Source organism: Paenibacillus sp. P13VS (assembly GCF_015143645.1).
In the GTDB taxonomy this organism is placed as follows: Bacteria; Bacillota; Bacilli; order Paenibacillales; family Paenibacillaceae; genus Paenibacillus; species Paenibacillus xylanilyticus_A.
On the sequence record NZ_WYEV01000007.1, the window covers coordinates 177215 to 189957 of the forward strand.

Sequence of the window (12743 nt, forward strand, 5' to 3'; positions counted from 1 at the left end):
AGTATGATGCAAACCCCCTGCAGTTCTCTCCTTCGACCGATTCCATCCCTCTGCTGCATGTGTCCCCGCTTTCCAAAAGACTGAAAAAATATGCTGGCGGGTGGGTAGTCGAGAGAAAAACTGTTTTACATTTAACAACACTTAAAAACTAGCCTTTTCCACAACAAAAAAAAGCCGCCATGTGGCGACTAGACTGGATAACCTGGCAGAAAAACGCTTAATTTTTTCGTTCCTCTGGCTTCTTCTCGGCAAGCTCTCTTTTGTATCGTAAAGGCGTCTTTTTCATGCTTTTCCGAAACTGGTTAATGTAATAGCTCGTGCTGTTAAAACCCACCTCATACGCGATTTCGGTGATGCTTCGGCCCGAGAACCGCAGAAGTTCAATGCTTTTTTGGATCCGGTAATCCATAACATATTGCATGGGTGTAGTTCGCAGGATTTGCTTAAAATAGCGACATGTCTCCGATCGGCTTAACTGTCCAGTCCTTGCAATATCCTCCAACCTGACCGGGTCGGCATAATTCAGATGAATCCACTGCAGCATATCCTTCATTCTTCTGCTCCTGGTCATCTCGGATGCATCATACTCTAACGCATATCCGTTCTTAATCAAAAGTGTCCACATATCCAGCAGTGCTGAAGCCACTTTCAATTCGTAATAAGGGGTTTGACTTACAAGCTCCGTTCTAATTAACCTGATGACCTCCAAAATCTGTGCTCCCCAGGCAATGCCCCCATCTATATAGAGAAAAGGCAAATTGGTAGCCGTTATATAGGGGTGCACATACTTTACGTACAGATCTGAAGGCGCTGCAAGTTGGGGCGTCAAATTCAGACATAGATAAATGCAGTTACTATTCCCTCCATGATCTTCGGCCATATGCATGACTCCACTGTTAATAAAAATGCCATTATCTTTGGTTACACTAATTCTCTGGTCATTGATATGGAACAACGCTGTGCCCTGGAGAACCGCAACAAACTGCAATTCATCATGCCAGTGCAGGGGGATGTGTCCATGTATATTATTCACAATGGTCGTTTCATAACAGGCGACAGGTAAAGTATCGGTCCGATGCTTCGTCATTTCCTTCAAATTTTGATCAATGATAAATTCAGTCTTTTGCATAAGCCTCATCTCAATATATTTATATTTTTACGTGTGATATTGATATTAATATATCGCATTTCTCCTTAATATAGCACTATTCTTATATTTAAGGTGAGGCGATCAAGAGTGACAACTTCTGCAAGTTCCAAGATATCGGGTATCCTCCTTGTTCTAACAGGAGCCATCTGCTGGGGAATCGGAGGAACCGTATCGCAAAAACTGTTTCAACTGGATGGTATTGAAGTCAATTGGTATGTAACCGTTCGATTGCTGAGCGCTGGTACCCTGCTTCTGGTTATTCAATCTTCTACACACGGTAGATCACAGATTATGGATGTATGGAGAAATACAAAGACAGCTGTACAACTGATCCTATTTGGATTAGCAGGTATGCTCGCTGTACAGTATACGTATATGGCTTCCATTAAACACGGTAACTCCGCGGTTGCCACTCTCCTTCAGTACCTTTCCCCCATCATGATCATGATCTACATCGCACTGCGGAAGCAGGCTGTACTCACGCGCAAGGACCTTGCATGCGGCATCCTCGCACTCCTGGGCTGTTTTTTACTGCTGACAAATGGCTCGGTTACGCAGTTATCTGTCTCCTGGCTTGCCGTCATATGGGGATTATTATCCGGGGTAGCCGCTGCATTCTATACCCTTTATGCTGTACAGCTGATTAAGAAATTCGATTCACTTGTTATCGTCGGCTGGGCCATGATTATTGGTGGTCTGGGACTTAGCTTGATCCACCCGCCATGGAAAGCGGACTTTGCCAGCATCTCGACTGAAACATACGGGTATTTAATATTTACTATTATCTTTGGGACGATGATTGCTTTTTGGTTCTACATTGCGAGTTTAAAAAGCCTTACACCCAAGGAGACCAGCCTGCTTGGAAGTGCCGAACCTCTGGCTGCCGTTGGTACAACCGTCGTATGGCTCCATGAACCCTTTGGTTTCTATCAATGGCTGGGTACTGCCTGTATTATCGGGTTGATTCTGATCATGCAATTCAATCGCTCAGGATCATCTAAACGATTGAACGACAAACAACCTCACTCGCGTTAGGAGCGCGATGAAAGGTTGTTAGTTGTCGTATATTGGCGATTCAGCACCTGTGTTGGAGTCCGTACTCCACCATCTACTGCGCGATCTGATCGCGAATCGATTGAAGTATCTTTTTCTCCAGCCGGGAAACCTGAACCTGAGAAATCCCCAGCCTCGTCGCGACCTCCGACTGCGTCTGATCCCGGTAATACCGTAGATAAACGATGAGTCGTTCCCGCTCACTAAGGCCTCCGATCGCTTCATTGAGCGCCAGCTTATCAAACCAGCGTTCCTGAGATTCGTCGGCAATCTGGTCCATCAATGTAATCGGATCCCCGTCGTTCTCAAACACGGTCTCATGAATAGACGTCGGCGGTTTGTTCGCTTCCTGGGCAAAAACAACCTCCTCCGGGGTCACCCCCAGTTGTTCAGCCACTTCCTTGATCGTTGGCAGACGGTCAAGGTGTTTGGACAGTTCGTCCCTTTTTTTGCGGACTTTATTCGCCATTTCTTTCAGGGAACGACTAACCTTGAGGGTTCCGTCATCCCGCAGGAAACGTTGAATCTCTCCGATGATCATCGGTACCGCATAGGTAGAGAACTTCACATCATAACTAAGGTCGAATTTGTCCACCGATTTGAGCAGGCCGATACAACCAATCTGGAACAGATCCTCCGGTTCATATCCCCTGTTCATAAAACGCTGAACGACAGACCAGACGAGTCTGATGTTGCAGTTCACCAGCGTATCCCGTGCGACATGGTCACCCGACTGACTGAGCGCAATCAGCCGTTTGACCTCGGCATCGTCCAAATAGGTCTGTGAAGATGGTTTCACTTCAGCATCCATTAGACCAACCCCTAATTATACATTGCTTTCTTGGATTCAATCCTCTTCTTCATCTTGATGGAGGTGCCTCTGCCGGGCTCACTGCTGACTTCGAATTCATCCATGAAGTTTTCCATAATGGTGAAGCCCATGCCCGACCGCTCAAGTTCGGGTTTGGACGTATATAGCGGCTGTTTGGCCAGTTCCAGGTCTTCGATTCCTTCTCCGCGATCTTCCACAATAATTGTAATCATGTCTTCGCGAATTTGCGCCTGAATGGACACGACACCCTCGGGATTGTTGTTATACCCGTGGATGATACTGTTCGTCACCGCTTCCGAGACAACCGTCTTCAGATCGCTGAGCTCGTCCATTGTGGGATCAAGCTGAGAGATGAACGCAGCGACAGTCACCCTTGCGAACGATTCGTTCTCCGACTTGGCCGCAAATTGCAGATTCATGAAATTTGTTCCCGTACCTTCACTCATGAGACGACCTCCAGACCCGAGAGAGCTGTTCCCTCATTTTCGTAAATCGGCATGATCTTGAACAAGCCCGACATTTCCAGCAAACGATAGACCGGCGGATTAACATCACATACAACCATCTTGCCGCCTTTATTTTTAATGAGTTTGTATCTGCCCAAAATGACACCCAGACCCGAACTGTCCATGAATTGAAGATCTTTCAGGCTAAGCACCAGATGTTCACACTGTCTGCGTTGGATGGCCTCATCCATTTGCATTCGAACCATATCGGCTGTATGGTGATCCAGCTCCCCGGATAATCGCACAATCAGAATCCCACGGTGATGTTCCATTTCCACATGCAAGTTCACGTTTGCTCACTCTCCTCCCAGTCTTGAACAAGGATTTCTACGTTTCCGAAGGCTTTTCCTGCCCCCCGACAAAACTAGAAGAAAACCCCTAATTAACTACAAAATACGTTCAAAGAATGTATGCAGAACGCGCAAATCGGCATTTAATCAAACAGGTTCGATGTTGTTCGTTTAAACAGCTTCCACCAGCCAGCCTTATTCACATCCTGAGGGGCCTGGATATCAAACTCCTTGATGACCTCGTTTTCTTGGTAAACGACAAGTTTACCTACGCTCTGACCAGCCTTGACGGGTGCTTTCACTTCTTTTGCCATTAACAGCTCATGGCGGAACTCATCGGCTTTGGCGCCTTTGCGCATCAGCACACTATAATTCTGCGTAGCCGTCAGCGGCAGTTCAGCCACTTCCCCTTTTTCAATCTTCAGACTGCCGAGCTGATCCCCTGCTTTGTACAAAGGTTTCATCGTGTATTGTCCGAACGCATAGTCGAACATCGAAGCCACTTCAGCATTTCGGGTTTTCGTATTCGGTTCACCCAGCACTACCGCAACCGTACGCAGACCGTCCTTCAAAGCGGTAGCTGACAAGCAGAATTTGGCTTCTGATGTATAACCCGTTTTCAGACCGTCTGCGCCTGAGTAGAAACGGACCAGTTTATTGGTATTCACCAGCCAGAAGGGCTTTTCCGTATCTTTACGAAGGTAGTCCTGGTATGCTCCCGTGTATTTCGTAATCCCTGAATGTTTCAGCAGTTCACGACTCATCAGCGCAATGTCATGTGCGGAAGAATAATGATTCTCCACTGGAAGTCCATTACAATTGGCAAAGTGCGTATCTTTCATGCCGAGCTCTTTGGCCCGTTCATTCATCAGCTGCACAAAAGCTTCTTCTGATCCGGCAATTTTCTCTGCCATCGCAACAGATGCATCATTACCGGAAGCCATGGCGATTCCTTTCAACATGTCATCGACAGTCATCTCTTCGCCAGGTTCGAGGAAAATCTGTGACCCCCCCATGGATGCAGCATATTCACTCGTTCTCACCTTATCCGTCAGCTTCAGCTTGCCGGAATCGATGGCTTCGATCGTCAGCAGCATGGTCATAATCTTTGTAATACTCGCCGGAGGCAGCTGATCATGACTGTTTTTCTCAAAAATAACTGTTCCCGTATCGGCATCCATTAAAATGGCAGAACGAGCCGACGGGGCAAGATCTGTCCCTCCTGCCGTTTTGGGTGCTTCCTCCGCCAGCGCTGTTGTCGCCATAAGGGGTAGCAAAATACATAGGGTCATGAACGATGCCATTATTCGTTTCTTCACTAGGGTTAACCTCCTCAAATGACTTGCTTACTGCATGCTCCATGCATGTACTGCTAATCATTGTCGGCGCGTTTACAGTAAATTATTCCATCCCATGAATGATTTCCCGAACTTTTTCTATTCTCAAACAAATGCACAAAAAAACGTGCCCCCTAATTGAAAAGAGAACACGTAATTACACACGATACTGTAAAGAGGGGATTAACCCCCAAAATCCCATGAATAGATATTCCAGAAGACAAGAAAAGAAGTTAATACGACAGATATACGGATGTTCCACTTTGTAAAAAAAAGACAACCTCTTGAATGATCCCAAGGATCACCATAGGTTGTCTTACTGTAGCTTCTGAATTACATTTGTGGAATCACGGCCAGAACAAGCGCAAGGAATGATTCACGAACACGCTCGGTCGTTTCCATAACCTCATCATGGGACAACGGCTGATCTAGGATTCCGGCTGCCATATTACTGATGCAGGAAATGCCGAGCACTTTCAGACCAGCATGACGTGCCACGATAACCTCGGATACTGTAGACATACCCACCGCGTCTGCACCCAGCGTACGCAGCATGACGATCTCAGCAGGTGTCTCATAATTAGGACCCAGCAAGCCTGCGTATACGCCTTCACGTACGTTAAAGCCTTGTGAAGCCGCTGTATCTTTCGCCAGTGCGCGCAGTCGGCGGCTGTAGGCTTCAGACAGGTCAGGGAAGCGCACGCCCATAGCCGGGTCATTAGGCCCGATCAACGGATTTTTGCCCGTCATATTCAAGTGATCGGAGATGAGCATCAGATCGCCTGGCTCATACGAAGTGTTTACACCGCCAGCCGCGTTGGTTACGAGCAGTGAAGATACACCCAGTTCTTTCATGACACGTACAGGAAACGCTGTAAGCTCAGGTCCGTATCCTTCGTACATGTGGAAACGGCCTTTCATCATAACAACCGGACGGCCTTTGATGGTGCCGACCAGCAATTCCCCTTCATGCCCTTCTACCGTGGAGACCGGGAAGTGAGGAATATCCTGATAGGCAATACTTACGCCATCTTCAATAAGATCGGCCAGAATGCCAAGACCGGAACCCAAAATCAAACCGACTTCCGGCTTGATGGAGCTTTTGCTTTGAATGTAAGAAGCAGCTTCCTGAATCATCTGTTGATTTAATGGTGTCATTTCAAATGTTCCCCCTTGAGTTGAAACTTCCGTCTATGTCAGCTAGCTGCATCGTTCAGGTATATTCCTTCTGACGACGCGCTCGCTTATGTATAACGGCGTTTAAATGTGTACAGTTTATTTTATCCTAAATCAGCGATATGTTCCGCATCTATTATTGAACTTTTAGCGTTAAAGCCCATTATTTTGCTCGCGGATGATGCGTTTCATAGATCTCCTTCATCGTTTTGCGGCCATGATTCCCATATTGTTGTCCTGCCTGCTCCACATGACCCAGCATGTCCTGCACGGCACGAGTATCTGCCCCGCTTGCAATCAGGTGGGCCGCAAAGGAATGGCGCAGCGTGTGCGGCGTAATCTCTCCTGAAATCCCCGCATCCATCGCCGCTTTCTTGAGCAGCTTCCAGAAGCCCTGGCGGGTTAAACGTCTTCCGGACACGTTGACGAACAGGGCCTGCTCGTCCGAGTCTGTTTTGAGCAGGTGGTTACGAAAATCGTTAACATACACACTTGCCCAGTGTGCTGCCGGTGCGCCAATCGGCAGAATTCGTTCTTTGCCTGCACCTCCGCAGCGAATAAACCGCATGCCAGGTTGAACATCCCGTATATCCAGTGCGATCAATTCCGAGACGCGAATACCGGTAGCATACAAAAGCTCAAGCATGGCACGATCACGCACCCCTTGGGCAGAGCGAGTATCGGGCGAGGCCAGAAGGAGTTCAATTTCATCCACCGTTAATACCTGTGGCGGGGTTTTATCCGCTTTCGGAGCCTCGACATCAAACGTTGGATCCTGCAGAATCTCGCCACGGCGCATCAAAAAATGAAAATAGGAACGCAAGGATACCACGCTGCGAGCAATAGTCGCATTGGCACGCCCCGCCTGCTTCAGTTTGCCGATAAACAAAATAACATGAGTACGACGCACCTGCCCTGCCTCACGAATACCGTATTCCTTATCTGCAAATTCGATGAACTTGTCCACGTCTCGAAGATACGACTCCAGCGTACTGCTTGACATCCCTTTATCTTCTTCCAAGTATAAGGCATAGGGGTGTATCGTCTGTCTCATGTACAACGCTCCTCATCTGACAGCATTGCCGAACTGGCAACCTGCTTCCGTATTTGCATCCCTGGCTGTCCGGACTACTCTCCATACCAATAAAACAAACGGAGTCTCTCCGCCAGCGTAAGACGTGCTTCTCCATTGCCTGGCCAATCCGTCTCCTGAAAGACTTTGACTGCATTTCCTGTAGGCATCTGATACTGATCCACAGGTGAGATCCAGCCGTTGAACAAATCCAGAACATGATAGAACAGATAAACCAATCCTGCAAAAACTATAATAAATCGTATAAAACGAAGCCCTCGGCGCAGTGAAATAATCATGGGTTGTCCCCCTCCTGGTTTGAATCCAATTCATCTAGAATCAGGGTATGACGACAAACACAGGAATATGACATTTGAGATGCCATCAGAGATAACCTTACATCATGTACTGGACCAAAAAAGCTCTCCCGTCAAAACCGCCGGTGAGAGCTTGAAGATATGCTATGTTATTCTTCATCTTTGGGCTTCTGGTCATTTTTAGCTTTGCAACGATAACAAATCCCATGAAAATCCAGTCGGTGATCTACTACCGAAAAGTTAAATTCCCGCTCCAGACGCTCTTCAAGCGGTCCAAGCCAGTCTTCACGTATTTCATCCATACTTCCGCATTGAACGCAAATTAAGTGATGATGGTGATGCTTGGATGTATCTCCGCGCAGATCATAACGCGCTACACCGTCGCCGAAGTTGATTTTCTCTACAACATGCAGCTCACTCAGCAGTTCGAGGGTACGGTACACGGTTGCCAGACCGATTTCGGGAGCTTTTTCTTTAACGAGCATGAATACGTCTTCCGCACTCAGATGATCTTCTTCATTCTCAAGAAGTACTCTTACGGTGGCTTCCCGCTGGGGCGTTAATTTATAACCTTGGGACTGTAGTTGCTGCTTAATTTTATCGATCCGTGCTTCCATTTTCTCCCTCCCCCTAGGAAATCACTGCACACTGCAACTTAACCCACTTCTTTCATTATAGGGGGAGTGCGTAATTAAAGTCAACATTTTACACTGTCCGTTGCGGCGCTACGCCGGGAGCAGCATTGGCGTTACCCAGCGCATCATCGCGGGTGTTACCCATGTTTCAAAAGACGCGACGCCTAACAGCAGTCCAGCCATAACCAGCGTCAGCAGCACATAAGAGGCAAAAGGCCTTTGCCCACCTGGCGCCCGCTGCATGAGTACACGATTCCGAATGATATATAAGGAAAAGGTCATAGCCGACACACTGCAGATCAGTAATACCGGAATGACGAACAAATTATGCGGCGCGACGGATACCAGGGCAAACAGCAGCCCTTTCCAGGAATACTGTCCGACGAGATATCCAACGGTAAATCCGATCAGCACTCCTTTTAGAAAATCCAAAACCAATATCCCCGGCAATCCGATGACGGACAGGCCAAGTATCCAGATAAGGCCAACCCATTTCAGATGAAGTATCGCTATATCCCAATAGGTTCCGGACTCGACAATCTGCCCGCTGTGCTGGACTGTCATGAAAAAATTGCCCAGATACCCCTCCAGATCCTGACGCTGCTCAAGAGACAGGGCATTCACCATCAAGGCGCCAAAAATGACACCGACCAGAAACAAGACAGCTACAAATACATATAACGAAGTTTGACCTTTGAACGTGAAGTAGGAAGAACGCATACAGGTACGGGTCCCCTTTCCGGTTATCATGCTGCAGGATCTCTAAGAAATCCACACAGTCATTCTATGAACCGAAATACGTGGGTATGACTCCTTGTCCCGATACGCGCCCTATCCTTCCCTCCTGCTTGTCTTAGTCCTTTTCCTTACCAGAGACCTTGCCATAGGTTCCCCCGCCTCCGGATGACAACTCCAGTCGACCATTTCGAGCAGCAACGATAAGACTGGCCAGAACGGGTCCCACAACACTCGCAAGCTCCTCTTCAATTGTCCGATGTAGGACATTCATTTCGGTGCCAAAGTGTTCCAGAAGCTGACGCAGCTTTGCCTTGCCCAGTCCCGGGATAAACTCAAGCGGTACCTGATAGTGGTACGGTGGCCTGAATTCTGGTACGTGAGGGCTCTCCCGATCTGCTATGGCCAGTATACGATCCAGAACGCCCTGCACCAGCTTCATACTGCCGCAATAGGGACAGCGGTCTGCTGACATCGCTTGTTCATCCATGATGCTGCCACAGGCTGCGCAATACGTGCGGTGATATTTGCCAAGCCTCGGGTTCAAGCCGTAATTGGCCTTGATACTTCTTCCAGCCTGCCCCTTCAATGCCATGCTGAATTCGTCAAATGAAGGATGGGCAATCTGCAGCTCATTATACTCACGTCCAATTTTACCAAGGGAGTGTGCATCCGAATTGGTTAGAAAAGGGAGCTGGTCAAGCTCCTGAATGTAGCTGGCCATCGATGAGTCTGAGCTTAATCCCAGCTCCACCGCATCAATCAGGCTTGTATCCAGTACATCCGCCATACGCGGAGCCGTGCTGCCATAGATGCCTTTGTGAGGTGTAAAGGCATGTGCGGGCACGATGAGCCCGCCACGGGCTTTTATCTCGTCCTGCATTTCGAGGGATGAGACATATACCCGTTGTGAACTGAGATTCACATTTTTCATATAACGCTGCATCCACTCCGTGAATGACTTCATCGTTGTCAAATCACGAAAGTAGGCCAGCATGTGATATTCCCGCATCTCCGGTTCGCGCAGCTCGATTTCGGTACCGAGCAGAATCGTGGTGTCCTGGTAGGCAATGCCCCCATCCTTCAGCTCGGACATCGTACCATTCTCAAGCAGCTGCTCGATATCCATCTGTACCACTGGTGAATGGCAGTCTATGACGCCGAGCAGATGAATTCCCTTGCGTTCTGACGCTTCACGGGCAATATTCTCGAAGGTCAGATCCCGGCTGCCACTAATTTTAACAGCTTCACCGCGGGACGTACGCCCAATGTGGATATGCAGGTCTGCGTAACAGGAATCCCACGTGTTAGACGTTGTCTGCTGATCTGGCATCATTAAAACCGCCCTGTCGTTCTGTACAGATCCCAAGCGTACACAGCCATCATCGTTTTGGCATCACTGATCCGGTTCTGATCCATCAGCTGATACGCTTCCTCAAGCGTGATTTCGGATACTTCGAGAAATTCATCTTCATCCAGTGCCATGTCTCCGGCTTCGAGCTCCTCGGCAATGTACAAGTGAATGATCTCGTCTGCGAAACCGGGTGATGTATAGAATGAACGCAGATGACGGAGCGACTTGGCTGCGTAGCCGGTTTCTTCCCGTAATTCACGAGCGGCCGCAACCTCCGGCTCTTCTCCGGGATCAAGTTTGCCTGCAGGTATTTCCACCTCGGTACGCCCCATCGCCTGACGATACTGATCAACCACCAGCATGCGATCCCCGTTCAAAGCAAGTACTGCTACCGCACCAGGGTGACGGATGATCTCACGTGAAGCTGTCTGACCATTAGGCAGCTTGACCGTATCGACCTGAAGAGAAATGACTTTTCCTTCAAAGATTGGCTTCGTCGAGACTGTTACTTCATCGAGCTTGGGATTAGACGGGTGGTTAGTACCCGTTTGGTTGGTAGGATTCATATAGGATCAACTCCACTTTTTCAAGATTTTATATTCACAATACGTATAATCCCCCGTTTTTTGGCATATCGTGAGCCTATAGCCTTTCGAGAAATAAAAAAACAAATCAGGGGGATATCCAATGAACAGTTATGTGACATCTCAATCAGTACATGTGGTCGGACAAGCAAGGCAAGTCCAGCTTATACTCAAGCAATGGATGCGTGAATGGGGCCCTGATGCCAAGCTGAGTGAACTGATAGCGGGACGAAAGTAATCCTTGTTGACTTTCATTTCTCCCATAAAATATAACATGAATTCGCAAAAAGTCCGAATCCGATGCTAACCGGTTTCGGACTTTTACGTAGAGAGGCGCTTCCTTCCAAGTAACACCTCTATATATGCTTACTTGCTGCCAGAAGCCGTCTCCTGAATGATGGCTACGACAACCTGGGACAGTTTAACGATATCTTCCGCACGAATGCGCTCTTTCGTCGTATGAATATCCTCATAACCTACCGCCAGATTGACGGTCGGAATGTTGAAGCCATTGAAGATGTTGGCATCACTGCCACCACCTGAAGCAAACGTACTTGTTTCCAGACCCAGGCTGCGAATCGCACGCTGCGCAAGCTGCACAACCTCATGCTCATCGTGGAACCCGAAGGCAGGATACAAAATCTCGCTGCGGAATTCGGCTGTGGCACCATATTTGCGGCAGGTTGTTTCTAAAGCTTCACGCATCTGAGCAATTTGCTTTTCCACTTTTTCCTGCACAATACTGCGTGCTTCCGCTTCAATCTGTACAAAATCACATACAACATTCAGTGCAGATCCGCCTTGAAACTTGCCAATATTGGCCGTAGTCTCATCATCGATCCGTCCCAGTGTCATTGCTGCAATGGCCTTCGCCGCCACTTGGATGGCACTGATGCCATCTTCGGGGTTCACACCTGCATGTGCCGACTTCCCATAAATGTTCATCTGAATCTCGGCTCTCGCCGGGGCAGCCACACATATCGTTCCCACTGCACCATTGGAATCAAGTGCATAACCGAATTCAGCCTCAATATCTTTTGGATCCATTGCACGGGCACCGACGAGACCGGATTCTTCGCCAACGGTAATGACGAACTGAATTTTCCCGTGTGGAACCTTGTTCTCCTGAATCGCCCGAATCGCTTCAAGCAGAGCAGCAATACCTGCCTTGTCGTCTGCTCCGAGGATCGTTGTTCCATCGCTGCGAATCCAACCGTCTTCTCCAAGCTCGGGTTTGATTCCCTGTCCAGGAGTTACGGTATCCATGTGGCAGGTAAAAAAGATCGGCGCTGCCTCCGGTGCACCATCCGCTTCCCAGGTAACAATCAGGTTACCTGCTCCATGCCCGGTTTTCTCCAAGGTATCGTCCTCATATATGCTGAGACCCAGCTGGGTAAACTGTTCCTTCAATACGTTGGAGATGTTATGTTCATTCTTCGTTTCACTGTCGATCTGCACCAGTTCCATAAACTGATGTATGACACGTTCCTGTTTAATCATAGGACTTTCCTCCCTCTCATGGATACGGTACAATACAATTAATATGCTTGTTTATTTTTCATTTGTTGAAAGGAGTTCTCTCTTCATGCAAAAAAAGAAATGGTTCAAAATCGTGATCTATCTCATGCTGATTGCCATGATCGGGTCTACCCTTTTCATCGCTCTTGAACCCCTACTATTTGGATAGAATCTGAAGCCCTTG

General features: G+C 48.1%; 16 protein-coding genes. 3 read left to right on the forward strand and 13 right to left on the reverse strand.

Annotated elements, in window-relative coordinates; translation table 11 throughout:
• Positions 1 to 217: 217 nt before the first annotated feature.
• Positions 218 to 1129, reverse strand: a complete 912-nt coding sequence (locus tag GUA98_RS18995) for a helix-turn-helix domain-containing protein (protein ID WP_193724107.1) — start codon at positions 1127 to 1129, stop codon at positions 218 to 220.
• A 108-nt stretch (positions 1130 to 1237) separates the two neighbouring features.
• Here GUA98_RS18995 and GUA98_RS19000 point away from each other — a divergent pair, with 108 nt between their 5' ends.
• Complete coding sequence (locus GUA98_RS19000) at positions 1238 to 2185, forward strand: DMT family transporter (protein ID WP_193724108.1); 948 nt, start codon at positions 1238 to 1240, stop codon at positions 2183 to 2185.
• Between the two features lie 73 nt (positions 2186 to 2258).
• Here the strand turns inward: GUA98_RS19000 and sigF are convergent, their stop codons facing one another.
• The 11 genes from sigF to GUA98_RS19055 all read right to left on the reverse strand — a co-directional run bounded on the left by sigF (position 2259) and on the right by GUA98_RS19055 (position 11023).
• A complete protein-coding gene (gene sigF / locus GUA98_RS19005; protein ID WP_127537957.1) occupies positions 2259 to 3014 on the reverse strand; it encodes an RNA polymerase sporulation sigma factor SigF in 756 nt (251 codons plus the stop codon).
• Positions 3015 to 3025: 11 nt separating this feature from the next.
• Positions 3026 to 3481 carry an anti-sigma F factor gene (gene spoIIAB, locus GUA98_RS19010; RefSeq protein WP_095290499.1) on the reverse strand — a complete coding sequence of 152 codons (456 nt, stop codon included), beginning with the start codon at positions 3479 to 3481 and terminating at the stop codon, positions 3026 to 3028.
• Positions 3478 to 3831, reverse strand: a complete 354-nt coding sequence (gene spoIIAA, locus GUA98_RS19015; protein WP_036663380.1) for an anti-sigma F factor antagonist — start codon at positions 3829 to 3831, stop codon at positions 3478 to 3480. The genes spoIIAB and spoIIAA overlap by 4 nt, the downstream gene beginning before the upstream one ends.
• 143 nt (positions 3832 to 3974) lie before the next feature.
• The gene (locus GUA98_RS19020; protein ID WP_193724109.1) at positions 3975 to 5150 is read right to left on the reverse strand and encodes a D-alanyl-D-alanine carboxypeptidase family protein; all 1176 of its coding nucleotides are present in this window, start codon (positions 5148 to 5150) and stop codon (positions 3975 to 3977) included.
• Positions 5151 to 5501: 351 nt separating this feature from the next.
• Positions 5502 to 6326 carry a purine-nucleoside phosphorylase gene (locus GUA98_RS19025; protein WP_193724110.1) on the reverse strand — a complete coding sequence of 275 codons (825 nt, stop codon included), beginning with the start codon at positions 6324 to 6326 and terminating at the stop codon, positions 5502 to 5504.
• A 181-nt stretch (positions 6327 to 6507) separates the two neighbouring features.
• Positions 6508 to 7398: a tyrosine recombinase gene (locus GUA98_RS19030; protein WP_153979226.1), complete on the reverse strand. Its 891-nt coding sequence runs from the start codon at positions 7396 to 7398 to the stop codon at positions 6508 to 6510.
• A 74-nt stretch (positions 7399 to 7472) separates the two neighbouring features.
• A complete protein-coding gene (locus tag GUA98_RS19035) occupies positions 7473 to 7715 on the reverse strand; it encodes a DUF4227 family protein (protein ID WP_153979227.1) in 243 nt (80 codons plus the stop codon).
• A 167-nt stretch (positions 7716 to 7882) separates the two neighbouring features.
• A complete protein-coding gene (locus GUA98_RS19040) occupies positions 7883 to 8350 on the reverse strand; it encodes a Fur family transcriptional regulator (protein WP_024630961.1) in 468 nt (155 codons plus the stop codon).
• Positions 8351 to 8458: 108 nt separating this feature from the next.
• Entirely contained in the window at positions 8459 to 9088 is a 630-nt protein-coding gene (spoIIM, locus tag GUA98_RS19045) for a stage II sporulation protein M (protein ID WP_127537951.1), read from the reverse strand.
• Between the two features lie 133 nt (positions 9089 to 9221).
• Entirely contained in the window at positions 9222 to 10439 is a 1218-nt protein-coding gene (locus GUA98_RS19050) for an endonuclease Q family protein (RefSeq protein ID WP_415753042.1), read from the reverse strand.
• Entirely contained in the window at positions 10439 to 11023 is a 585-nt protein-coding gene (locus GUA98_RS19055; RefSeq protein WP_193724112.1) for an NUDIX hydrolase, read from the reverse strand. Before GUA98_RS19055 ends, GUA98_RS19050 begins: the two co-directional genes overlap by 1 nt.
• Positions 11024 to 11144: 121 nt before the next feature.
• Here GUA98_RS19055 and GUA98_RS19060 point away from each other — a divergent pair, with 121 nt between their 5' ends.
• The gene (locus GUA98_RS19060; protein WP_153979230.1) at positions 11145 to 11279 is read left to right on the forward strand and encodes a Z-ring formation inhibitor MciZ; all 135 of its coding nucleotides are present in this window, start codon (positions 11145 to 11147) and stop codon (positions 11277 to 11279) included.
• Between the two features lie 128 nt (positions 11280 to 11407).
• Here GUA98_RS19060 and GUA98_RS19065 read toward each other — a convergent pair whose 3' ends face one another.
• Positions 11408 to 12541 carry a M20/M25/M40 family metallo-hydrolase gene (locus GUA98_RS19065; protein WP_153979231.1) on the reverse strand — a complete coding sequence of 378 codons (1134 nt, stop codon included), beginning with the start codon at positions 12539 to 12541 and terminating at the stop codon, positions 11408 to 11410.
• An 85-nt stretch (positions 12542 to 12626) separates the two neighbouring features.
• Here GUA98_RS19065 and prli42 point away from each other — a divergent pair, with 85 nt between their 5' ends.
• Positions 12627 to 12728, forward strand: a complete 102-nt coding sequence (gene prli42, locus GUA98_RS19070) for a stressosome-associated protein Prli42 (RefSeq protein WP_095290480.1) — start codon at positions 12627 to 12629, stop codon at positions 12726 to 12728.
• Positions 12729 to 12743 lie beyond the last annotated feature (15 nt).

What these genes read in the sequence shown, in the direction of transcription:
- GUA98_RS18995 (WP_193724107.1), bottom strand. Translation starts at nt 1,129, where the DNA reads ATGCAAAAGACTGAATTTATCATTGATCAAAATTTGAAGGAAATGACG.
- sigF (WP_127537957.1), bottom strand. Translation starts at nt 3,014, where the DNA reads ATGGATGCTGAAGTGAAACCATCTTCACAGACCTATTTGGACGATGCC.
- spoIIAB (WP_095290499.1), bottom strand. Translation starts at nt 3,481, where the DNA reads ATGAGTGAAGGTACGGGAACAAATTTCATGAATCTGCAATTTGCGGCC.
- GUA98_RS19025 (WP_193724110.1), bottom strand. Translation starts at nt 6,326, where the DNA reads ATGACACCATTAAATCAACAGATGATTCAGGAAGCTGCTTCTTACATT.
- GUA98_RS19030 (WP_153979226.1), bottom strand. Translation starts at nt 7,398, where the DNA reads ATGAGACAGACGATACACCCCTATGCCTTATACTTGGAAGAAGATAAA.
- GUA98_RS19035 (WP_153979227.1), bottom strand. Translation starts at nt 7,715, where the DNA reads ATGATTATTTCACTGCGCCGAGGGCTTCGTTTTATACGATTTATTATA.
- GUA98_RS19040 (WP_024630961.1), bottom strand. Translation starts at nt 8,350, where the DNA reads ATGGAAGCACGGATCGATAAAATTAAGCAGCAACTACAGTCCCAAGGT.
- spoIIM (WP_127537951.1), bottom strand. Translation starts at nt 9,088, where the DNA reads ATGCGTTCTTCCTACTTCACGTTCAAAGGTCAAACTTCGTTATATGTA.
- GUA98_RS19050 (WP_415753042.1), bottom strand. Translation starts at nt 10,439, where the DNA reads ATGATGCCAGATCAGCAGACAACGTCTAACACGTGGGATTCCTGTTAC.
- GUA98_RS19055 (WP_193724112.1), bottom strand. Translation starts at nt 11,023, where the DNA reads ATGAATCCTACCAACCAAACGGGTACTAACCACCCGTCTAATCCCAAG.
- GUA98_RS19060 (WP_153979230.1), top strand. Translation starts at nt 11,145, where the DNA reads ATGAACAGTTATGTGACATCTCAATCAGTACATGTGGTCGGACAAGCA.
- GUA98_RS19065 (WP_153979231.1), bottom strand. Translation starts at nt 12,541, where the DNA reads ATGATTAAACAGGAACGTGTCATACATCAGTTTATGGAACTGGTGCAG.
- prli42 (WP_095290480.1), top strand. Translation starts at nt 12,627, where the DNA reads ATGCAAAAAAAGAAATGGTTCAAAATCGTGATCTATCTCATGCTGATT.